Annotated in this window: 26 protein-coding genes; 21 read left to right on the forward strand and 5 right to left on the reverse strand. The window is 70.6% G+C overall.

Features of this window, described 5'->3' with window-relative positions:
• Positions 1–499: 499 nt before the first annotated feature.
• Positions 500–796, reverse strand: a complete 297-nt coding sequence (locus ACFYXK_RS31255; RefSeq protein ID WP_389414203.1) for a helix-turn-helix transcriptional regulator — start codon at positions 794–796, stop codon at positions 500–502.
• Between the two features lie 93 nt (positions 797–889).
• On the opposite strand from ACFYXK_RS31255, the gene ACFYXK_RS31260 reads away from it, so the two are divergent.
• Together ACFYXK_RS31260 and ACFYXK_RS31265 are read left to right on the forward strand one after the other, a co-directional pair.
• A complete protein-coding gene (locus ACFYXK_RS31260) occupies positions 890–1,534 on the forward strand; it encodes an HAD family hydrolase (RefSeq protein WP_389414204.1) in 645 nt (214 codons plus the stop codon).
• A gap of 4 nt (positions 1,535–1,538) precedes the next feature.
• Positions 1,539–2,378 carry a DUF1932 domain-containing protein gene (locus ACFYXK_RS31265; protein WP_389414205.1) on the forward strand — a complete coding sequence of 280 codons (840 nt, stop codon included), beginning with the start codon at positions 1,539–1,541 and terminating at the stop codon, positions 2,376–2,378.
• A gap of 7 nt (positions 2,379–2,385) precedes the next feature.
• Here the strand turns inward: ACFYXK_RS31265 and ACFYXK_RS31270 are convergent, their stop codons facing one another.
• The 4 genes from ACFYXK_RS31270 to ACFYXK_RS31285 form a co-directional block, all read right to left on the reverse strand.
• The gene (locus ACFYXK_RS31270) at positions 2,386–2,955 is read right to left on the reverse strand and encodes a guanylate kinase (RefSeq protein WP_389414206.1); all 570 of its coding nucleotides are present in this window, start codon (positions 2,953–2,955) and stop codon (positions 2,386–2,388) included.
• On the reverse strand, positions 2,952–3,989 hold the full coding sequence (locus ACFYXK_RS31275; RefSeq protein WP_389414207.1) for an AAA family ATPase: 1,038 nt from the start codon (positions 3,987–3,989) through the stop codon (positions 2,952–2,954). Before ACFYXK_RS31275 ends, ACFYXK_RS31270 begins: the two co-directional genes overlap by 4 nt.
• A 152-nt stretch (positions 3,990–4,141) precedes the next feature.
• Positions 4,142–4,852 (reverse strand): AAA family ATPase, encoded by a 711-nt coding sequence (locus ACFYXK_RS31280; RefSeq protein ID WP_389414208.1) that lies wholly within the window; start codon positions 4,850–4,852, stop codon positions 4,142–4,144.
• Entirely contained in the window at positions 4,849–5,607 is a 759-nt protein-coding gene (locus tag ACFYXK_RS31285) for a GntR family transcriptional regulator (protein ID WP_389414252.1), read from the reverse strand. Before ACFYXK_RS31285 ends, ACFYXK_RS31280 begins: the two co-directional genes overlap by 4 nt.
• 328 nt (positions 5,608–5,935) lie before the next feature.
• Here ACFYXK_RS31285 and ACFYXK_RS31290 point away from each other — a divergent pair, with 328 nt between their 5' ends.
• The 19 genes from ACFYXK_RS31290 (at position 5,936) to ACFYXK_RS31380 (ending at position 20,156) form a co-directional block, all read left to right on the forward strand.
• The gene (locus tag ACFYXK_RS31290; RefSeq protein WP_389414209.1) at positions 5,936–6,745 is read left to right on the forward strand and encodes a hypothetical protein; all 810 of its coding nucleotides are present in this window, start codon (positions 5,936–5,938) and stop codon (positions 6,743–6,745) included.
• A gap of 168 nt (positions 6,746–6,913) precedes the next feature.
• Entirely contained in the window at positions 6,914–7,126 is a 213-nt protein-coding gene (locus ACFYXK_RS31295; RefSeq protein WP_389414210.1) for a hypothetical protein, read from the forward strand.
• The gene (locus ACFYXK_RS31300) at positions 7,123–7,314 is read left to right on the forward strand and encodes a hypothetical protein (RefSeq protein ID WP_389414211.1); all 192 of its coding nucleotides are present in this window, start codon (positions 7,123–7,125) and stop codon (positions 7,312–7,314) included. The genes ACFYXK_RS31295 and ACFYXK_RS31300 overlap by 4 nt, the downstream gene beginning before the upstream one ends.
• A gap of 165 nt (positions 7,315–7,479) precedes the next feature.
• Positions 7,480–7,764, forward strand: a complete 285-nt coding sequence (locus ACFYXK_RS31305) for a WhiB family transcriptional regulator (protein ID WP_389414212.1) — start codon at positions 7,480–7,482, stop codon at positions 7,762–7,764.
• Positions 7,765–8,012: 248 nt separating this feature from the next.
• On the forward strand, positions 8,013–9,740 hold the full coding sequence (locus ACFYXK_RS31310; protein ID WP_389414213.1) for a DUF2637 domain-containing protein: 1,728 nt from the start codon (positions 8,013–8,015) through the stop codon (positions 9,738–9,740).
• Between the two features lie 223 nt (positions 9,741–9,963).
• Positions 9,964–10,521, forward strand: a complete 558-nt coding sequence (locus tag ACFYXK_RS31315) for a hypothetical protein (RefSeq protein ID WP_389414214.1) — start codon at positions 9,964–9,966, stop codon at positions 10,519–10,521.
• A 384-nt stretch (positions 10,522–10,905) separates the two neighbouring features.
• Complete coding sequence (locus ACFYXK_RS31320) at positions 10,906–12,351, forward strand: hypothetical protein (RefSeq protein ID WP_389414215.1); 1,446 nt, start codon at positions 10,906–10,908, stop codon at positions 12,349–12,351.
• An 11-nt stretch (positions 12,352–12,362) separates the two neighbouring features.
• Positions 12,363–12,734, forward strand: coding sequence for a hypothetical protein (locus ACFYXK_RS31325; protein ID WP_389414216.1), 372 nt, complete (start codon positions 12,363–12,365; stop codon positions 12,732–12,734).
• A 6-nt stretch (positions 12,735–12,740) separates the two neighbouring features.
• Positions 12,741–14,948, forward strand: a complete 2,208-nt coding sequence (locus ACFYXK_RS31330) for a hypothetical protein (RefSeq protein WP_389414217.1) — start codon at positions 12,741–12,743, stop codon at positions 14,946–14,948.
• Between the two features lie 16 nt (positions 14,949–14,964).
• The gene (locus ACFYXK_RS31335) at positions 14,965–15,369 is read left to right on the forward strand and encodes a hypothetical protein (protein WP_389414218.1); all 405 of its coding nucleotides are present in this window, start codon (positions 14,965–14,967) and stop codon (positions 15,367–15,369) included.
• Between the two features lie 54 nt (positions 15,370–15,423).
• A complete protein-coding gene (locus ACFYXK_RS31340) occupies positions 15,424–15,897 on the forward strand; it encodes a hypothetical protein (protein WP_389414219.1) in 474 nt (157 codons plus the stop codon).
• 121 nt (positions 15,898–16,018) lie between these two features.
• A complete protein-coding gene (locus ACFYXK_RS31345; protein ID WP_389414220.1) occupies positions 16,019–16,354 on the forward strand; it encodes a hypothetical protein in 336 nt (111 codons plus the stop codon).
• Between the two features lie 285 nt (positions 16,355–16,639).
• On the forward strand, positions 16,640–17,095 hold the full coding sequence (locus tag ACFYXK_RS31350; RefSeq protein ID WP_389414221.1) for an RRQRL motif-containing zinc-binding protein: 456 nt from the start codon (positions 16,640–16,642) through the stop codon (positions 17,093–17,095).
• Positions 17,092–17,334 carry a hypothetical protein gene (locus ACFYXK_RS31355; protein ID WP_389414222.1) on the forward strand — a complete coding sequence of 81 codons (243 nt, stop codon included), beginning with the start codon at positions 17,092–17,094 and terminating at the stop codon, positions 17,332–17,334. Before ACFYXK_RS31350 ends, ACFYXK_RS31355 begins: the two co-directional genes overlap by 4 nt.
• A 400-nt stretch (positions 17,335–17,734) precedes the next feature.
• Positions 17,735–18,244: a hypothetical protein gene (locus tag ACFYXK_RS31360; protein WP_389414223.1), complete on the forward strand. Its 510-nt coding sequence runs from the start codon at positions 17,735–17,737 to the stop codon at positions 18,242–18,244.
• Positions 18,241–18,648 (forward strand): hypothetical protein, encoded by a 408-nt coding sequence (locus ACFYXK_RS31365; RefSeq protein ID WP_389414224.1) that lies wholly within the window; start codon positions 18,241–18,243, stop codon positions 18,646–18,648. The genes ACFYXK_RS31360 and ACFYXK_RS31365 overlap by 4 nt, the downstream gene beginning before the upstream one ends.
• Positions 18,645–18,860: a hypothetical protein gene (locus tag ACFYXK_RS31370; protein ID WP_389414225.1), complete on the forward strand. Its 216-nt coding sequence runs from the start codon at positions 18,645–18,647 to the stop codon at positions 18,858–18,860. Before ACFYXK_RS31365 ends, ACFYXK_RS31370 begins: the two co-directional genes overlap by 4 nt.
• A 187-nt stretch (positions 18,861–19,047) precedes the next feature.
• The gene (locus ACFYXK_RS31375; RefSeq protein ID WP_389414226.1) at positions 19,048–19,722 is read left to right on the forward strand and encodes a GGDEF domain-containing protein; all 675 of its coding nucleotides are present in this window, start codon (positions 19,048–19,050) and stop codon (positions 19,720–19,722) included.
• Positions 19,719–20,156, forward strand: a complete 438-nt coding sequence (locus tag ACFYXK_RS31380; protein ID WP_389414227.1) for a hypothetical protein — start codon at positions 19,719–19,721, stop codon at positions 20,154–20,156. The genes ACFYXK_RS31375 and ACFYXK_RS31380 overlap by 4 nt, the downstream gene beginning before the upstream one ends.
• Positions 20,157–20,360: the final 204 nt, after the last annotated feature.

Below are 20,360 nucleotides of genomic sequence, written 5' to 3' on the forward strand. Positions count from 1 at the left end.
TCCGTCACACGGGAAGCTCGCCGAGCCCGAACCGGGGTGAAACGGACAGGGTCGAGCTGACAGGGGACACTACTCTCGTGCACTATGAGAAACGACCTGGCCTTCCATAGCTGGACCGATCGAGCCCCTCGGGGCCGGACGAGCCGGATGTACGGATGTGCCGGGTAGCCCCCTTCGTGAGAAGCGGGCGTACACCGATCGGGTGGGGGAGATTTCTCCTCCCCTCCCGGTACTGCTGAACCGCAACGCCCCTGTGGTGGGGGCTCGCGGGTAATGCGGATTGGTACTTCTGCGGCTGTGGTGGCCGTGGTTAGTGGCCGGCGGTGCAGTGGCCCTGGTTAGGGGCCGAAGGAAAACGAGCGGCTCGGTGAGCCGCAGCTCAGGACCAGCGTCAACTGGGACCTGAGCGGCCGACGCGGGTGGTTAATCCGGTCGGTAGACGGGCCGCGCGAGGAGCGGGTGGTTAATCCGCCTGGCGCGCGCGGCCGATGGCCTTAGGTCATCCCGATCCCCTTCCGGAGACCGGCGTCGGCATGCCTGCGTCCGGTTCAGCGGCCTGCGGGAATCGCTCTGCGAGCTTCTTGAGCAGGTGGATGTAGACGGCGCGGTGAGGCCGGCGCGGCTGAACCTGCCCCAGCTCCCAACGAGCAATTGCGAGGCGCTGGACGCCCACAGCCTCGGCGACCTCCAGTTGGGTGAGGCCCGCGGCGAGGCGCAGCTGCTGCCGCACATGCGGCGGCGGCAGGACGTCGTCCAGTAGGGCGTTCACCCGCCGCAAGGGGTCCGCGTCGGTCATGGCCCAACCTCTCATGATCGATGTTTCCCCGAAAGATACACCACGGGAGCGGCCTGGGTGGGCGTCAACCGGTCCCTCGATAGGGTCGGTTGCATGCTCGTCCTCTTCGACCTGGACGGCACGCTGATCGACCGTCAGGCCGCGCTCAGTGATGCCGTGACCGCCCTCTGTCGCGCCCACGCCTTCAACACCCCCATTGAGCAGTGGTTACGCACCGCGCTGGCCGACCGCGCGAACCCCAGCGACTTCGCCCGGCTGCGTACCGACTTCGAACTGACGGAGCCTGCCGAGCAGCTGTGGAAGGAGTACGTCGATCTGATCGCCGGGACTGTCACCTGCCGACCGGAGGTCCTCGAGGGCATGCGCCAACTTCGCGCGGCGGCCTGGACCATCGGCATCGCCACCAACGGGGCCAGTGACATCCAGCGGGCCAAGCTCGATGCAGCCGGCCTCACCGACCTCGTCGACGGCATCGCGGCCTCCGGCGACCTGGAGATCCGCAAACCAGCCCGCGAACTGTTCGAGCTCGCAGCGAGCCGCTGCGGCCGGACCCTGGCCGACGGCGGCTGGATGATCGGCGACAACCCGGCCGGAGACATCGGCGGCGGGCACCAGGCGGGCCTGCGCACCATCTGGCTCCGTGGCCGACCCTGGCCCGACGGCCTTCACACCGCAGACCACACCGTCGACGACGCCGCCGATGCCATCACCATCCTGCTCAACGAGACCTCGGAGTAGCACTGTGGACCAGCCCACCGTCGGCATCCTCCACCCAGGCAGCATGGGTGCGGCCGTCGCCGCCTGCGGTGCGGCCAACGCGAGCGCCGTCCTCTGGTGCGCCGCCGGGCGCAGCACCGCGTCTGCGGCGCGCGCTGAGCAGTTCGGCCTGACGCCGGTGGGCACGCTGTCCGGGCTGTTGGACCGCAGCGACATCGTCATCAGCCTCTGCCCGCCGGCGGCCGCTGAGGACCTGGCCCGTGACGTCGCCGCGCACGGCTTCGCTGGGGTGTACGTGGAGGCGAACGCCATCAGCCCCGAGCGGGCGACTCGGATTGCCGAGCTGCTCGAACCGACCGCCACCGTCGTAGACGGCGGCGTCGTCGGCTCCCCGCCCGTGCGCGGCAAAACGCCGACGCTGTACCTCTCCGGCCCGGCCGATGCGACCGCGCGGATCGAGGTGCTCTTCGCGGGCACCTCCGTGAAGACGAGGACGCTGGGCCCGGAAGTCGGGAAGGCCTCTGCGCTGAAGCTGTCGTACGCGTCGTTCCAGAAGACGAGTCGCGTGCTGGTGGCGCTCGCGGTCGGCATGGCGCGTGAGCACGGCGTCGACCAGGAGCTCATCGACATCGCTTCCCGGCGCACCGACTCGTACCTCGCGGAGCCGGAGTACGTCGCCAAGACGGCGGCCCGTGCTTGGCGATGGGGCCCAGAGCTGGAGGAAGCTGCCGACATGCTCGCGGCCATCGGACTGCCGCCCGACATGCTGCACGCTGCCGCGTCCACGCTGTCACGGTGGCACGACGTCAAGGACGACAGCGAGCTCACGCTCACCGACGCCCTGAATCGCCTCGCGCAGCCGTAACGCGCGCTCATGCCGTCGCTGCCCCAGCCCGCTGCGCCAGCAGCCCGTCGATGAGCCGTGCCGCGTCCTGCGGTGACGACTCCGTGGTGTCCACGGTCAGGTCCCAGACCATGTTCGGGTGCGCGGCCAGGTCTTCTCTGGTCGCCTCCCACGCCGACAAGCGCGCCGTGGTGTCACGGTCGCCCCGGCCCGCAGATCGCTGCGCGGTCACCTCGCGCGGGCACCACAGCAGGACCACGGTCCAGTCGGCTGCGTAGCCATCGACCAGGGCCCGGATGCCGTTGACCTGCCCGAGGTGCACCACCGGCACCCCGGCGGCGAACGCGACATCCAGGCCCGGCGTGTCGATGACGTAGGTGTTGCCGTACCTGGAGTTTGCGTAGACGACGGCGTCTGCGGCCTCCAGGGCGCGCAGCTGCTCCGCCGTGCCCATCCGGTAGCCGGTGGACTTGCCCGATCCGACTTTGAGTCGCTCGAACTGCGTGTACGTCGAACGCAGCTCGGTAAGCGCGTTGGTGACGGTGTCCTTGCCCGCCGCCGGCGGGCCGTAGAGGACGACTCCCTGCTTCGCGGTCATCCGTACATCGCCCCCATCGCCTGGCGGGCCTGGTCGGCGAGCGTCACCGCGGTCCCCAAGCGGTTGTCGACGACCAGGTGCGGCACCGCTGGCCGCAGGTCCAAGTCGATCGTCTTTATGTACTCGTCCCAGCGCTGGAGCTTCCATGCGTCCCGGGCAGCGGATCGGAAGCCGATGTATTCGCGCATCGACTCCTCATCGCAGCGGACCCACACCGGGAAGACGTCGACACCCATCGAGCCAGCGCGGTTGGTCAGGCGCTGCATCCAGGCCGGGTCAGTCATTTCTGCGATGAACGGCGCGGTCAACACGGTGGAGATGCCGCACTTGATGTTGGCCATGGCCGACTGCATCAAGCAGTCGTACTCAACCGAACGGACCTTCTCCCGGTAGAGATCGGTGTGCCGGTCATTCGGGTCGCCGCCCAGCGCGACCAAGAGGCGCTCCACCAGCGGGCGAGTGAGCGGGTCTTTGTCGAGCAGCGGCCATCCGGTGAGCTGGACAAAGAACCGCGCCAACTCGGTCTTGCCGCTGCCCGCATATCCGCCGACCAGGATCAGAGCGGGGCGGTGCGGGTCGCCGCCGGTGTGCCTCCGCTTCCAGGCGTCGATGATGCGCTGCTGGAGGGCGAAGTGGCCTGCGTCCTCGCTGCCAGGTGAGATGCGGTGGATCGCCCGTTCCACGGCCAGGACGTGCGCGCCGTTGAGGCGATCGTCCATCGGCGTGAGCTTGAAGGACGTCTCCTCACCGGGCAGGGCTGTCCTGAAGCCGAGGTCGGGCTCGGTGGCCCGGTAGAGGAGACAGTAGGCTCGCCGGTAGTGCGGGCCCGGGTAGACCTCGCCCTGCTCGTGCTGCCACAGCGTCTGCGGGTTCGCTGCCGGGATGCCCTTGAGCTTGGCCTTCTCGGCGACCTCACGGAGACGCTCGCCAGCCTTCTCAAGGGTCAGGCCATGGGCCTCGCGCTGCTCGCGCAGCTTGTCCGGCCTCCACCCTGAACGGTGCTTCCCCACCCTGGTCCCCTCCGTCATCGTCATGGCCGCGAGCCTAGGGCTACGCCCCGAAATCCCGTGTGTATGCAGATGTTGAAAACCCGTGAATGAAGCTGCTCACGGCGCTGTGATGGTCTGTCTCCTCCGTCGAGAGTGGGATGGCCTACGTGCATAGCCGCTCGTGGGAGGTCGAAAAATCAATGAGGGTCGCCATCTGTGGAAGGACGCGCACGGCGCAGCTCTGCCAGGACGTGCTCCGGGACACCGTCGTACACGATGTGCGGTTCTTCGTCGGTCGGCGGAGCGAAACGGCCCGCATGTCGAAGCAGGTCTTCCTCGCTGAACTCGATGCTGTTGGCGTCGACCAGCGATTGCTCGTTGCGCTGCCGGATCCGGTCCCAGCGCACCTCGTGCGGCACCGGCAAGTAGATCAGGACGGGATCCCCGCCGGCTTCCATCACGGTCGCTGCCCACTGGGCCCGTTCTTCATGACTCCAGAGGCCATGGTCGACCACGACCTCGTGTCCGGCCTCCAGGAGCTCCTGAAGCTCAAGGGCGATGTCCTTGAGTACGGGAGCCTCCCTGACCTTGAACTCCCCGCGCGGGAAATCCCTGCCGTAGTGGCCGTAGCGGCGGAACATCTCCTCGTCCGGGCAGAGACGCCGGAACCCAGCCTGCTCCAGAGCGCGGGCGAGGGTCGTCTTGCCAGATCCCTGCAGACCGGACAGGAGGATCGCGCGCGGCGCGGGGCTCGGTCGGCCGGACAGGGCTGCGGCGATGGGTCGGATCTCGAATCGTCCTTCCAGAGGCAGGGTGTCGGTGCGCTGCGCGTGCAGGAGTACGTCGAGCCGGTGCTCAAGGCAGCCGGCCAGGGTGTCGTCCAGGAGCCCGGCGTCGCGTGCAGTCACCGCAGGACCTCCGAGGTCGTCCTGCGCGTGCGGCCGGGGGCGCCCAGGTCCACGCCGTACTCAAGCACCTCGCCATCAGCGTCCAAGAAGCGGGCGGTGAGGACCAGGATCGCCGCGGTGGTGCCAGCCTCCAGTTCCAGGAGCTCGAGGTCGTCCGGGGTAGCGATGCGCGCCGATTCCTCGTCCACCCGCTTAGCAACCTGCCGTCCGGTTGCCCGAGCGATCAGGTCGAGCGACAACCCGCCCTTGAGTCGCGCGCTGCGCGCCAGTTCCGGGAGTAGTCGTGCGAACTCGGCATGGATCCAGGATGTTGAGTGGGAGACGATGCCGTGATCGTCCCGGTAGACACGGCTGCGGCGAATCACATCGTCACCAGGCGAAATGCCGAGCGCGTTCGCAACATCCTCGGGGGCTTCGACTATGCCGGCGGTGTGGCCGGACGACTTCTCGCCTACGCCCCAAGAGGACTGGGTCTTGCTGCTGCGGTCGTGACGCTCCGACCCGGAGGACAGCGAGATGGGGCGGGCCATCACCTCCGTGCCTACGCCTGGGATGCCCTGTACGAGCTTCTCCTCACGCAGCAGCCTCATAGCGCGGTCTGCAGTAGCCGTGCTGACGTTCCACTCGGTGGCCAGCGCCTTGATGCTGGGCAGGAGATCGCCGGGCGCGAGGTCCCCGGAGCTGATCAGGTCGCGGTAGTGGCCCGCGATGCGCGCGTACGGCGGCCGGTTGTCGGCTCGGGGTGGCCCGGACATGTGCCTCGCCTCCTTCAGTTCCATCTGGTTGCCTCACTATACCGCTTGACACCTGAGGGTACCTGAGGCAACCTGATGTAGGTAAGCGGTGGTCCTCCGGATCACCGCCTGCACCACCGCAAAACAGCGGGAGTCACGCCCTTCGGGGCGGAAGCAGTGGGGTGAGCCGCGCTCCCCCGGCCGAGGCGCCTGTACCGAATAGCTCCACCTGATCCACCTCGAACGGCGCTGCTGCGCTGTCTGTCCGCCAGGACCAACCCGCCGAAAGGCCGGCCTGGCGCGGCAGAGAAGGCAGCACCCGCACCCGATCCCACATCAGGAGGATTCGATGCCCCGCAAGCGTCCCGGCCGTGTCCGGACCAAGCACACCAACCGCCGTGCGCCGCTGCTGCTCAGCACCATGGCCCCGGAGGACTTCAACGTCCGACCCGGCGAGACCAAGTCGATTGCCTGCCCCGACTGCCGTACCTGGCGCCGGATCATGGGCGACACGGTCCTTAAGATCCGCGAGCACTGCATCTCCGACAAGGTCGCCGAGGGCGAGAAGCACACCCTCTGTCCTGGCAGCGACCAGCTCGTGGAAATCGACATCGACGTCCGCCGCTGGCAGGCCCGGCAGAACCGGCTGCTGCGCGACGCGATGCCGCAGGAGAATCGGCGCGCCGCCCAGCAGTTCTACAAGCCGATCCCGGCCCCGGCTGTGCCGGTCTCCCGGATCAACGCGGAAATCACGCTGGAGACGGCCCGCCAGTCGTACCTCGCCCACCGCAAGGGCTGCACGCGGTGCGTCAAGGGCCAGCACTGCACGGACGGCGGCATCCTCGCCCGCCGCTACGTCCGCGCGCTCAACCAGGAGCCCGCCCGCCGCGAGGCTCGCGAGGAGCAGGAGCGCCAGGAGCGACGCACCGTGCGGAAGCAGACGGCGCCGGCCGTTCGCAGGGCGCAGTGGACCAAGCACGGCGGCGAGGCGGTCGAGACGGCGAACAACCGCTGCGCGGAGCGCATCGCGGGATCGCTCTCCGAATTCCGCGGCCCCCAGCTCCCGCTGACACCGCAGAACCCGGCGGCGCACGACCGGCGCCAGGCCGAACTGGGCAAGCAGCACGCGCGGAAGGCGCCGGTCACAGCAGCTGCCTGATCCGCACACCGCGACGATCGACCACGGCCCCGGCCGCCCCGCAACTAGTGGGGGCGGCCGGGGCCGTGGCTGCTCGTACGGCAGTCAACTCCCCCAGCCGGGGAGTGATCGCGACAGCCCCGAGGATTGCGCCCCCGGGGCTGTCCAGGACCTGACTCGGAGGACCTGATGCTCGACATGATCGCACGCCCCCTCCCCGCCGCCCCGTCGAACGGCGTCTACAGCGACATGGAGGAGGAGGACAACCAGCGCGGCCCGGAGCGGGACGAGACCGACCGCTTCTACCAGCTGGTCCGCCCCCTGATGGCCGATGACCAGGAGGAGCTGAGCCGGAAGCTCGCCGAGATCAACAGGCGCTCGTCGCAGGGCAGCGGCCGATGACCGCGCCGAAGGCAGACCCGCTGTACGTCCGCTATATGGAGGCGTTCAGCGCCTCCACTCTGCACACCCGCAGCTGCACGGCCTGCCAGAACGGCCAGGTCTGCGAGGCCGGAGCGCCGATCCACACGGCGTTCGCCGCAGCCCAGGATGCCTACCTGGCCCGGCAGTCCGCGAAGCGCCGCACCTGACCCTCCGGCATTGCCCGTCGTTCCCGCCCTTCATCCGGGCGGGGCCGGCGGCGCCGGGAGCTCCCGCTCCTCATCCCGCTCTGGCCCGTCGGCCGCAGGAACAGAACAGCCCCGGGGATGCCGCCCCGGGGCTGTCTCGTACGCACGGACCCTCTGGAGGCCCTCATGCGCACCATCGTACGCACCTCGTCCAGCACGCCCGCCGCTACGCCGAAGCCCCGTCCGAGCTGCGCCGGGGCCGACCCCGAACTGTTCTTCGCGCACGCACTGTCGACCCTGCAGATCGCACGGGCCAAGGCGATCTGCGCCACCTGCCCGCTCATGGCGTCCTGCCTCGACGGCGCGCTGGAGCGCGGCGAGGAGTACGGCGTGTGGGGCGGCCTCACCGAGGACGAGCGCCGCTCCCTCAAGCGCCGCGCGGCCCGCGGCCACGTCGCCAGCGCCGCCTGACCGCTTCGACTTCGCGCCCGCCTCGCAGGAGCCGTCCCCAGTTTCGGCCCGCCCCACGGCACTTCGCGCGACCGGCTTCCCGTCCTCCGGTCCGCCGGCCCTTTCGTGCTCGCGAGCCGGGTAGAGCCGGTGTCCGATGCACCGACGACCATCCGCACCGACCGCTGTTTCGAGAACGCCGCACCTCGTTTCGCGGCCAGCCCCCGCCGTTTCGCGCACGCCCTGAACGACTCCTCCTGGAGGCCCCCATGACGCTCACCGACTGGCCGCGCACCGCGGCCGATCCCAACCTCGACCCGGCCGGACCGGCCGTCGTTTCGGGAACGCCCGAGCCGGTTTCGCAGACGACCGGCACCGTTTCGGACGCGCCGGAGCCCGCCTCCGAGACGGAAAACGGAACCGGAGACAACTCCTCCGGAGGGAAGCTGACCGGCAGCCAGAAGTGGGCGACCGGAGCGATCGTGGCCGCCGCGCTCGTCCTCGCCGCCATCGGCCTGTACCTCAGCTTCGAGCACGTCGCGGTCTTCGCTCACAAGGAGCTCCGCTTCGGCTCGCTCGGCAAGGGCCAGCTCTTCGCCGTCGGCGTTGACGTCGGCATCATGGTGATGATCGCGGTCGACCTGCTGATGGCCTGGCTCAAGCGGCCCATCGCCTGGATCCGCTACCCCGTCTGGCTGCTCACCGCGGCCACGGTCGTCCTCAACGCCGCCTCGGGCGCGCCCAAGGACCGGGCGTGGGAGCTGCTGGACTACGTCGCGGCCGGCGCGCACGGAGTCGTACCGATCCTCTTCATCACCGTGGTGGAGCTGGGCCGTGACGCCATCGACCGCATGGTGCGGCCCGAGCGGGCCGAGCGGGACTCGATCCCGTGGATCCGCTGGACGCTCGCCCCGGCGGCAACCGCGAAGATCTTCCGCCGGATGCGGCTGTGGAGTGTCACCTCCTACCCGGAGATGATCCGCCGCGACCAGGAACTCATCGCCTACGAGCAGTGGCTCAAACGCAAGTACGACGGCGACCTCTCCCAGGCCACCGAGGACGAGCTGCTGCCGATGCGGATGGCGCCGTACGGCTATACCGTCGCGCAGGCCCTGGCCATGCCCGACCAGCAGGAACGGGCCGCCCAGGAACGGGAGGAAGAAGCAGAGCGCCGGCGCCGAGATGCCGAGACCCGCAGCGAGATCGCCGACGCCGAGGCCGAGGCCGACCGACTGCGGGCCAAGGGCAAGGTCGAGACGGTGCGCGCCGAGGTCGACGGCCAGACCGGCCAGGCCCGCGCGCACGCCCGCGCCCAGGTCAGTGCCGCGGAGCGGGCCGCCGAGCTGGAGAAGCAGGCCCTGGACAACGCGGTCATCGCCGAGGCTGCCGCCCGTGAGGCCGAGGCCGGCCGGAAGGCGGCCGAGGAGCGCGCGGTGGAGGCTGAAGCGGACCTCCGTACGGCGGCACTTGAGCTCCAGGCGGCGGAGAAGCGGAAGGAAGCTGCGGAGGCCGACCGGGTGGCCGCGGCGGAGGCGCAGGCGGTCGAGACCCGGACCGTCGCTGAGAACCGGCGAGCTGCTGCCGAAACGAACCGGGCCGCTGCCGAAACCGAGCGGGCCGCAGCCGAAGCGGCGCGCGCCACCGCCGAAGCCAACCGCAAGAAGGCGGAGGAGGAGGGCCGCCGGGAGGCCGCTCTCGCCGAGACTGCGCGCTCCAAGAAGCAGGCCGCCGAAGCCGATCGGGACGCTGCCGAAACCCGGCGGCTTACCGCCGAAATCGAGCGGCGCGCGGTCGAAGCCGAGGACACCGCGAAGCTGAAGCCGCGCGAGCGCGCGGTTCGCAAGGTCGCCCGGATGATCCTCGCTGCCGGCGGTGCTGACCAGCTGCCGCTCGCCGACATCCAGCATGAGCTGGCCGTCGCCTCCCCCGGCACCGCCTCCGAGTACCGGCAGGAGGCCGCCGAGCTGCTCGCCGGCGGCTACACCCCGGCCGCCTGACCCCGCAGGACCACCCGCTGACTTCGTCAGCACCGGTGTCCGGCACCACCAGTGAAGGCCAGCCCATGGGAGTTGGGCTGGCCTTCGCCGCGACTGCCGGAAGCAGCCACAGCACACCCAGTACAGCAGACCGTCGCCCCCCACATGCCCCGTCTCCGTACTGGGCTTTTTCACCATCCCCCGGCTGCACAAGCACAGCCTGGCCGTCCAAGGAGGAACCGGCGTGACCCACAACCGCGAGCGCGAATACATCGACCAGAACTTCGCCAACCTGACCTCGGGCGCGGGGTGGGAGCAGCCTGCCCCCACCCCCTACGGCCCGCCCGTCAAGGCCCCGATGAGCGGGCAGACCAAGGCCGTCATCGCCATGGCCGGACTGGTCATCGCCGGGGCCAGCGCGGTCGGCGTCTCCGCCTACAGCGCCTCCTCCGGGCAGGCCGAGGTACGAGCCCGGGAGCTCGGCCTCCAGGCCCAGCAGCTCGAGGTGGAAAGGGCCAAGGTGAACGCCCCGGACGCAAAAGCGGAAGAGCGGCGCATCGCCGGATTCCAGAAGTGCATCGAGAAGGCCGGCATGAACAAAGACGTCTGCGCGCAAGCGTTCCCGGCCCCCGGCGGTACGCACCTTGGCGGGTCCAGGGGCGCGGCCAACGTCTCCTCCGCTTCCGACACCAATCAGGGCGGCGGTCTCGGCGTCAGCGGCGGTCTCGTCGTCGCCCTGGTCGCGGTCGGCGGGGTCGGTCTCATGGTCCGCAAGGCCAACAAGAGCGGTAACGCCGCGTAGTTTCCTTCCTTCCTTCCCTCCCGCACAGAGAGGCCTGTTCCCGATTCCCAGGGGCCGTGAACGGGCCTTTCGTCCGGGAGGGAAGGAAGGAAGGAAGTCACCGAAAGTGAGTATTCCGCAGTGACGACACCACCCGCCCCGCCCCCGATGCCGTCTCAGCCGCCCACGGTCGGGGCACCGGCAACCCCGGCGCCCCAGACACCCGCACCGCCCTCAACCCCCGCTCCAGCGCCCCCGGCCGGGGGCGGGGTACTCGCTCCGGTTACGCTCGCGCGCCCCACCCGGGACGCCTCCGGAGGGTCCGCCGCCTACGCCTCCCAGGAGGAGAACGGCAGCACGGAAGGCAAGCCGGGCACGGGCGCGAAAAACACCGCGAGCCCCGGTATGTGGAAGGGGATCGCCGCCTACATCGCGAACCGTCCGCAGCAGAAGATCGCGGTGCAGCACACGATCAGCGAGATCCGCGGATCATCCACCGACCGCAAGATCAACCACGGGATCACGGAGAAGAAGGGCGCCACCTCCGACACCAAGTCGACCCGGTCGGCGACCACCGCCCACGCCAGCAAGAGCGACAAATCCGCCAAGGACCACAACTCCCGCGACGCCAAGACCTCGGCGGCCAGCACCAAAGCCGACAAGAACAGCCGCGACGCGAAGACGGCGGACACCCGCAGCTCGACCGACAGGAACAGCAACACCCGGGACGCGAAGACGGCGGACACGCGCAGCTCGGCGGACAAGAACAGCCGGGACTCCAAGACGTCCTCGGACCGCAAGGACCACAACACCCGACAGCAGTCGGGCAAGACGACGTCGGACACGCAGGACCGTACGGCCCGCGACGACAAGACCAGCCGCAAGACTGACAGCGCCGGACGGCAGCCGCCGGAGAGCAAGCCCGCCGCCACAAACCCGCCGCCGAAGGCCCCCGCCCCCGGATCGGCTACGGCGCCCACCCCGGCCAAGGCCGGGGACAAGCCGACGGCAGCGAAGCCGGATCCGGCCGCCACGAAACCGGGACCCCAGCCTGCACCCGGCCCGTCCGCGCCGACTGGCCCGGCTCCCACCGGGCCCGCCGCCCCCACGGGCAAGCAGGCAAAAGCCAAGCTGAGGAAGGGCCCGTACACCGCGCAGCCCGCCCGCGAAGACGGCTTCAACGCCGGAGCGCAGCAGGCCGCCGCCGAAGCGGACAAGGCGGCCTGGAAGGACGGCTACGCGGACGGCCAGCAGGCCATCCGCGACAAGGCCGCCCGTGACAAAGCGCAGATGGACGCCGCCCGAAACCGCACCCGAGGAGTTCCGCCCGTGCCCGCTAAGCCCAGCGCCCCGCCTAAGCCCACTGCACCTCCCAAGCCCACCGCATCCCCTAAGCCCGCGTCGGGGGCGCCGCTCGGGGCGAAGGTGTCCGGCGGCAACGTCCAACTCTCCAACGGCAACACGATGACCATCGGCGAGGTTCGCACCCTGCGCCGCCTCACCCAGTTCCTGGACGGCCGGGAACGCGACACCCACCGGATCGTCGACCAATGCAAGCAGGCCAAGGAGGTCTCCGCAGGTCGCGTCAAGGAGATCCAGGACCTGATCGACCAGTGCAAGGACCCGAAGATCAAGGGCGGCAAGAACCTGATCGCCTCCCTGCAGAAGCTCCACGAAGCGACCGAGGCCCAGGCGAAGGAGGCCGAGAAGATGCACGGCAACGCCGTGCGCGGCATCGAGGCGCTGCGGACCCTTAACAAGAACGCGGAGGTGCGCCACGGCGGTGTTTACAAGGCCGTGGCCGACTCCGACGAGACCAGCCCCGCCGAACGCGCCTTCTACGTCCGATAGGAGACACCCACATGGCAGACACCACCTACCGCAAGCTGCGCGCCGAGGTGCAGAACCTGGCCGGCCTCGTCGCCAAGGACGGCGAGACGATCCGGCAGATCGGCCAGCGCGCCGACCAGAACGCCCAGGCCGTGGCCCGCGTCGCCGACGGCCTCGCGAACCTCGAAGCCGACACCCACACGACCGGCGAAGCCAAGGACACGGCGCGGATCATGCGCGGCCTGTCCCAGGCGTCCATCGCCGCCGCGTCCGCCGCCGACAACGTCGCCGGCGCCGCCCGCGCCGCCGACGCCCAGGCCCGCAAGAGCCACGAGGGCACCGACGAGCAGGTCGGTGCGATGACCGTCCCCATGGCCCGAGCCGCCTTCTACACGCAGGAGTAGCCGAGCATGTCCGAGATCACCGTGACCCGCCGCCCCCACCTCGCCGACCAGGTCCCCGCGCTCGTCTCGGTGATCGCCCCGCCCGCCCTCGGCGCCCTCACCCCTCTCCTCGAGCCCGGCCTCGCCGCCCTCACCGCGGCCGCCACGGTGTGCGGGAGCGCGGCGTTCGCCACCCACTACGTGGGCCGGATCCCCGCCAGCGTCCTGAACGCCACGGGGATCGGGGACGTCCTGACCGCACAGCGCTCCACCCTCCTGGGCTCCAGCCTCCTCACCTCCATGGCCGTCGCCCCTGGGGTGTTCCTCGGCCCCGCGTACGCGGACGGTCTGCTGGCCGGGTTCCTCGACCCGGCCAGCGTGTCCGGGCTCGTCTCCGCCGCCTGGTGGACGATGTGGGCCGGCCTCACCGTCAAGCTGCGTCCTGCCCTGGCCGCCCGCAGGGTCCGTATCTCCGCCCCCAGCCCGGAAGCCGGCCCGCCCGGGCTCCCGGGGCCCGGCGGCCTATACAAGATCTGGGCTGACCACATCTCCGGCGAGGGCGGCGCGCACCCCGGCCAGCACCTCGTCGGCGTCACCGACACCGGCGAGTTGTGGGAGGGCATCATCGAGGCCCCCCAGGGCAAGGCCGTGAACGTGTCCGCCGAAGCGGTCGGCTCCGCCTACCGGGTCCCCGCCGCCTGCGTGTCCTTCGCTTCCGGCCACCACCCCGGCGAGCAGTACGTGACCGTGCGCCGGACCCCGCCGGCGGAACTGGACCCGAACACGATGGAGGGGATGTGGGCCCGCCTGGTCCGGCCGAAGGTCATGCCAGGCACACACCTCAAGGACGCCCAGGTCGACCCCGCGACCGGCGGCTGGGTCGCGTGGGTCGTCGCCGACGACGACGTCCCCGCCGTCCCCGTCCCCGACCGCAAGCTGCTGGTCGGCGCCCTGCGCAGCAGCATGACCCTGGTCGACTACCAGCCCCACGCTTCCGACCCGCGCAGGGGCAAGATCCGGCTCATGGACAAGAACCCCCTCGAGGACGGGGTTCCCTTCCCCGGCCCGCAGGCGCTGGAGCCGTCCAAGGGCGGATACATCGCCATCGGCCGCGGGGTGAGCGGCCGCGTCGCCCGCCTCCAGCTCTTCGACCCCGTGCTCGGCGCCCAGCACGTGTTCATCGCCGGGGTCACCGGCTCCGGCAAGGGCGGCGTCGTCCAGATCGTCGCCCTCGCCGCACACCTCGCGGGGATGGCGATCATCTACGCCGACCCGAAGGGCAGCTCCAACCCCGACGTCGAGACCATGGCCGCCTACTCGGCGACCGGCACCGACGCGATCAAGTCCCTGCGCCTGGCTTACGCCCTGCTGCAGCACCGAGTCGCGGAATCGGCCAGGCTCGGCCGCAAGAACTTCAAGGCCACCGCCAACTGCCCTTGGGTCATGGTGATCGTGGACGAGACCCACATGATCACCGACTCCGCCACCGACGAAGGCAAGGAGGCCGTCTTCATCCTGGACAAGATCGCAGCCCTCGGCCGGAACCTCGGCATGACGCTGCTGATCGTCAACCAGGCCGTCAACGCCGACAAGCTCGGCGGCTCCACCGCCCTGCGCACCAACGTCATCCAGGGCGGCGCGATGGTCATGCTGCGCACCGACTCCGCCCAGTCCAACCTCATCACCGTCGACGGCTTCGAGGGCATCGACCCCGGCGCCATCCCGGCCGCCTGGTCCGCCGAAGACGAACCCCTCGTGTGGTCCGACGACATCCCGCTCAACGACCCAGCCCGCACGTTCGGCCTCGGCTACGTCGGATCCCCCGGCGAGCCCGTCCAGATGATGCGCAGCTGGATCCTGGAGTCCGCCGCCCCCCACATCCGCCACGACGCCATCATCTGGCCGGCGGACTGGCCCGGCTGGGACGACCGGCACGACATCGCCGAGGCGCCTGTCATCGGAGAGACGGGCTACACCCCCAGCAACGGCCCGGGCTGGGGCGGCGGCGAGTTCGCGCCTCCGCTCGACGGCGGATTCACCAAAGCGCCGGCGGAGCCCAGCGCCGACGCGGCCGTCCTGGCCTGCTTCGACGACACGGGCCTGGAGATCACCAAGGACGACATCCGCACCCTCACCGGCATTAACGAGAAGACCCTGTCCAACGTCCTGACCGCCCTGGTCAAGAAGGGCGAGATCGAACGCGTCAAGTCCGGCGTCTACCGCAAGAACCCGTAAAGAGGAGTCAGCAGACATGATCGACAACCTCGTCCGTCCCGCGCACCGTACGGGAGCCCGCCCGGACCCGAGAGCCGTACAGGCCCTGATCGGACAGGTCGAAGAGGCGTATGCCACCGGCCGGTCCGGCTACCCGGAGCCCAGCGTCCGCCACACCCTGCGCACCGCGCGGGAGCTGATCATCCGCTACGGCTGGACCCGCGGAACCCTCTGCGACCAAAGCGGCCTGTGCCTCCTCGGATCGGTCCAGGCCGCAGCACTCGCCTACGACCCGGCCGTGTGGGCGAGGGAGGTGCGGGCCGCCGAGTCACAGCTCATGACCACCCTGGGCACCCTCGACGCCCACGACCTGCCCCGCTTCAACAACGCCCAGACGTGGTCCGGTCCGGTCCTCGACCTCCTGCTCCGCGCCGCACGCTGAAGTCGGGCCCCGGTATCCCTGGGCGCAGGAGGCCCAACTGCGCTTTCATGAGGCATGGACTCGACCGAGGGCACGACCGACTTCCAGGCGCCGTGCAACTGCGGCGCCCTCGGCGACCACCCGCGCAACCCGAACTGTGCCCATACCTCGCGGGTCCAGATCGAGGTGACGGGTGGTCGTTCCGCCTGCCTGGAAGCCCTCGGAGTTCTCCGCGCTAGTTACCACGTGTTTCCCGAGCATGAGTGGCAGGACCCGGAGACCGAGCAGTGGGTCTTCAAGCTCGCCGCCGTCAGGAACTACTGGCGGCCCCTCGCGTCTCCCCCGGTGTTCACCGCGCCGGTGGCGCCCACCCCGCGGGCCGCCGTGCTGGCCTGCCTCAACGACCCGGTGGGCCTGGAGATCGGCGAGGAAGAGATCCGCGTCCTCACCGGCCTCAGCGAGGAAACCCTGTCCAACGTCCTGACCGCCTTGGTCGACACCGGCGAGATCGAACACGTCACGTACGGCGTGTACCGCAAGAACGCGTAGAAGCCGCAGGCACCCCAACCCCATAGCTCAGCCCCGCGCCCCGCCCGGAGAACCTTCCGAGCGGGGCGTCGCACTGCCCTGCCCTGTGCCAGCCCACTCCAGCCATCAGGAGACCAGCCCCGTGCGTCGCTACCGCTACCGCTGCACCGTCTGCCGCACCACCAGCCCCGTCGTCCACCAGCTCGACGACCTGGCCGCCGAAGGCGAGGCCCACCGCCTCGCGCTCCACGGTGGTCACATACCCGACGACGAAGCCGCCGGCCAGGTCGACCGCCTCGGCCGCTGGTACGCCGCCCTCTCGCCGCTCGTTGCGCTCCACGCCCGCATCGCCGACGGGCTGAGCGACCTCCGCGACACCAAGACGGTGGGCCACTACTGGTGGGCCAGCGCCGGCGCCACCCTTATCCTCGGCGGCTCGGCCGCCCTCGTCCTCGGCGTCATCTCCGCAGCCCTCTGACCTCAGCTCCGGCCGCTCCGCCTGGGCACCGGCACCGCCGCGACCCACTCCGGGGCGGCCGGCTCCGGTGACCCGGGCAGGCCGACCGGCCCCAGCCCAACCCCCGCGCCCGCCGCCCCGACCCGGGGCTGCAGGCGCTGTACGTGCCCAGCCACTGCTTCGACTTGGAGGGTTTATCGTGCTCATCCCCCGGCCGCGCCGCAGGATCGGCCGCCCGCGCCCCACCATCCCCGGCCCCCGCTACCCGCTGCCCCAGCGCCGCCTGCCCGGTACCTGGAGCCGGTGATGGCCGGCCAGGACGAGGACCTGGTCGACGTCGACCCCTATCCCCCCTCCGAACCCGAGACGACGATCCCGGTGTTCAAGCGCCTATGCGCGCCCTCGGGGTACGCGACCAAACGCCAGCTCAGGGCAATGCGATTGCGGCCGGGCGGCCGGGAACCGGTGGCCGAGGTCGAGACCCGCGGCCCCAAGAACGGGCTGCTGTACGAGATCGCGAAAGCCCGACCGGTGCGGCCGATGACCCTCGCCAAGGCGTACGCGCTCGACAAGGCGATGGCCGCCCGGCAGACCCGTGGCACTGGCCGCCGCCGCTACTTCTTCGTGCTCCCGACTTCACTGAAGAGCTGCCTCGAGTGCCACGACGGCACCCCCGCAGACCCCAGCAGCTACATCGCTCCCCCGGCCCCGAACGGCACACGGGCTGGCTGCCTGACCTCCGAGAGGACCACCCACTCATGAGCACCCTTCGTACTGCCCTCGCCGAGCCCGAGCGCCCCAAGGACCTTCAGATCCGGTTCGTCACCCTGGGCGGCTCGTACGTCGACGTCACCGGCCCTGGCCACTCCTCCGACAAGCACTCCTGGACGTGCCGCGGCTGCAAGGAGACCTCCGACTGTCCGAACCAGGACTACCTGTTCCGCATCCGGCGTGACGCCAACGCCCACGCCGGCCTGTGCCGCGCGATCCCGCTCAGGTGACCGGCCGCCGCCTCCGTACCGCCCTGCTGCTCGCAGCCGTGCCTGTCACCGTGACGGTGGCCGCCGCCGTGCTCAAGGCCGGCCACCTCCGGCTCTCCGCCACCCGATACCGCATTGAGGTCACCGCCCGGCTTCGGCCGGCCTGCCCAAACTGCCACGGGACCGGCGGCTCGTAGACCGGCGGCACCTTCCCGGAGATGGAGGCGTGCGGCTGCTGGTCCGCCCGGCGCGAGGTGCGCATCCGACTGCTGACCGCCCCGGCTTGGCCCGACGAGCCCCCGTTCTGAGGTGCCTCGACCTTGGCCGGTCTGGCAGGGGTCGAGGCCAAGGTGACCGCGCGTCGGCAAAGAGCCGACCACCTTGCTCTTTCACCCCTTCGAGATCAGGAGTAAACCCCATCATGACGTACCGTCCTGCCGTCTTCGCTGCCTTGCTCGGACTGACCCGCGCCGGAAGCGCCATCGGCGACTTCTGGGTCCAGAACGACTTCTGCGCCCGCGTGAAGGGCGCCTCCGACGATGACCCGGTCACCTACACGGACCCCGTCACCGAGGAGGAGACCACCCACGGCACGGCCAGCGGCCGGGCCGCGTGCCTGCACCACTGCCTGACCTATGTGGCCACGCAGGCGATCGTCACCGGGCTCGGCGCCCGCGCGCTCGGCATCCGGGTCCACCCCGCCGCGGCCGCCGCCGCGCTCGCGGTGTCCTTCGGCACCCACTACGCCGCGGACCGCCGCGTGCCCGGCAAGGGCCTGCTGGAGAAACTGGCCGACAAGACCGGCAAAGGCGGTTTCTACCGCCTGGCCGACTTCGGCCTTAACGGGGCCTTCCACCTCGACGGCGCGTGGCATCACGGCTGCGAGACCGTCGCCGCACTCGTCGCCACCACCAAGGCGACCACCCAGTGACCAGCCGTTCCCACACCCGCCTCAATCGGCCCGCCGCCGATACCCCCGGCTGGAGCGACTGGGAGCTGGCCCGCCTGGCGGTCCAGCTGCGCGGTTTTGCCGCGCACGCCGACGACCCGGTGGCCGACGCAGCCCGGCGTCTTGAGGAGGCGTTCACCGCAGACGAGCTCAGCCGGGCCGACGCCTTCCTGGAGGCTGGACACCAGGACACCGACCGCCTCGCCGCGATCGCAACCCGACTGGGCAAGGACGCCGTCGGCTATGAGGCGTGGCTGGTGCAGCAGCTCGCGACGGCATGGGCACGGCTGGACGAGCTCCGGGACCGGATCGATGACGGCGGCAGCCTCATGGCCAACACCCATGTCGCCAGCGCCATCGACTACGTCCGCGGGTCCCGGCCGTGAGCCGCGCCGCTGACGGCCCACACCCGCACCCGCTCGCCCCCGCCGAACTCCCGGCCGGGGACGACTGGTGGAACGGCTGCGGGGATTGCACCACCCCGGTCCAGGGCGGTGCGGCCGGCCTCGCCGCACACCGCCGCACCATCCACGACCCCCGCCGCGACTACGGCGACCGCCGTACCCCCATCACGATCAGGCTCGACCTCGACTTCTGAACCGACCGACACACCAAAGAAGCCCGCCGCGACCGCCGACCCCTGGAGGAACCCCGTACAGCCGGCTCAACTCCAGCCCCATCGAGCTGTAGCTCTGCCCCGGGACAGACGCACACGGTGTCCATCCAGACGCCTGTCCCGGGCCCATCCATCCCGTACGAGACGAGACGAGACGGAGACCCAAAGTATGTTGCCCTTACCTCGCGTTCCGACCCGGATTGGCCAGCGCACCCTCCTTCTGACGACCGCTGCCGTGCCGTTGACCGGCTGGGCCCTCCACGCGGTCGCGCTGCACAAGCAGCTCGCCGCCACGCGCCGCGATCCGCTGACCGGCCTCCTGCGCCGCGACGCCTACACAGCCCGCGCCCGGCGCCTGGTGGCCCGCCACGACGACGTGGCCGTGATCATGATTGACGCCGACAAGTTCAAGCGGATCAACGACGAGTTCGGGCACGCGGCCGGGGACAGCGTCCTCGCCACGATCGGTACCCGGCTCACCACCTGGGCGGGCCCGCGCGCCGCCGTCGGCCGCCTCGGGGGCGACGAGTTCGCCATCGCCCTGAAGCTGCCCGCCGACCGGCGCGAGCAGCGCTTGGACCAGCTGGTCCGGATGCTGCACAAGCCGGTCGTCCTGGACGACGGCCGTACGCTCGACGTCGCCGCCTCTGTCGGCGCCGCATCTCCGGACGTGATCGGCACCCGTGATCTGTCCAAGCTCCAGCGGGCGGCCGATGCCGCCCTGTACGACGGCAAGCACTCCGGACGCGCGGTCCAAGCCACCGTCGCGCACACCACGGTGCCGTCCATCAACGGCCGCCGGGCAGGCCGGCCGGGAACGGCAGCGTGGGGGCGGGCAGCATGAGCGCCCTCCCCGAGGGCGACTGGATCCGGTGCATCACCGCCCAGCAGCCTCACGCCGCCTGCATCCTGACCGGCGCGAAGGGCATCGAGAACCGTCCCCGGCACTGGACCTGGCGCGGCTGGCTGCTCCTACACGCGGCCCAGAGCATCGACCGGCCCGCCATGCGCCTGCCGCTGGTCGGCCGTACGATCCGCGGCCGCGAACTGGCGACCGACGCCGTAATCGGCGTCGCCCGGCTGACCGGCTGCCACCAGGACCCGGCCGGCTCCCCGCCCTGCACCCCATGGGCGCAGCCCAACGCCTGGCACCTGGAGCTCACGGACGTCCAGGCTCTCACTCTGCCGATTCCTGCGCGCGGACAGCTCGGGCCCTGGCGGCCCACGGAGAACCTGGTCGCGCAGGTGCTCCAGCAGCTGCCCAACCTGCGGCCGTGACCCCGCACGCGAGGCAAGAAGCCGCCGGAGCCGCGCCTGATCCCGGCCCTGGCGGCCTTCTCGATTGACCCGACGTGCGCTGAGGACTGGATCGCAGCGAACCCCACCAAGGCCCGCCTCGGCCGGTTCGCCTCCGACGCCCAGCCCAAGCGCCAGCGCGACGACTACCACGCCTGACCCTCCACCTGGAGGCCCTCATGAGCA

The sequence above is a fragment of the Streptomyces sp. NPDC002209 genome (genome assembly GCF_042890265.1).
Classification (GTDB): Bacteria; Actinomycetota; Actinomycetes; order Streptomycetales; family Streptomycetaceae; genus Streptomyces.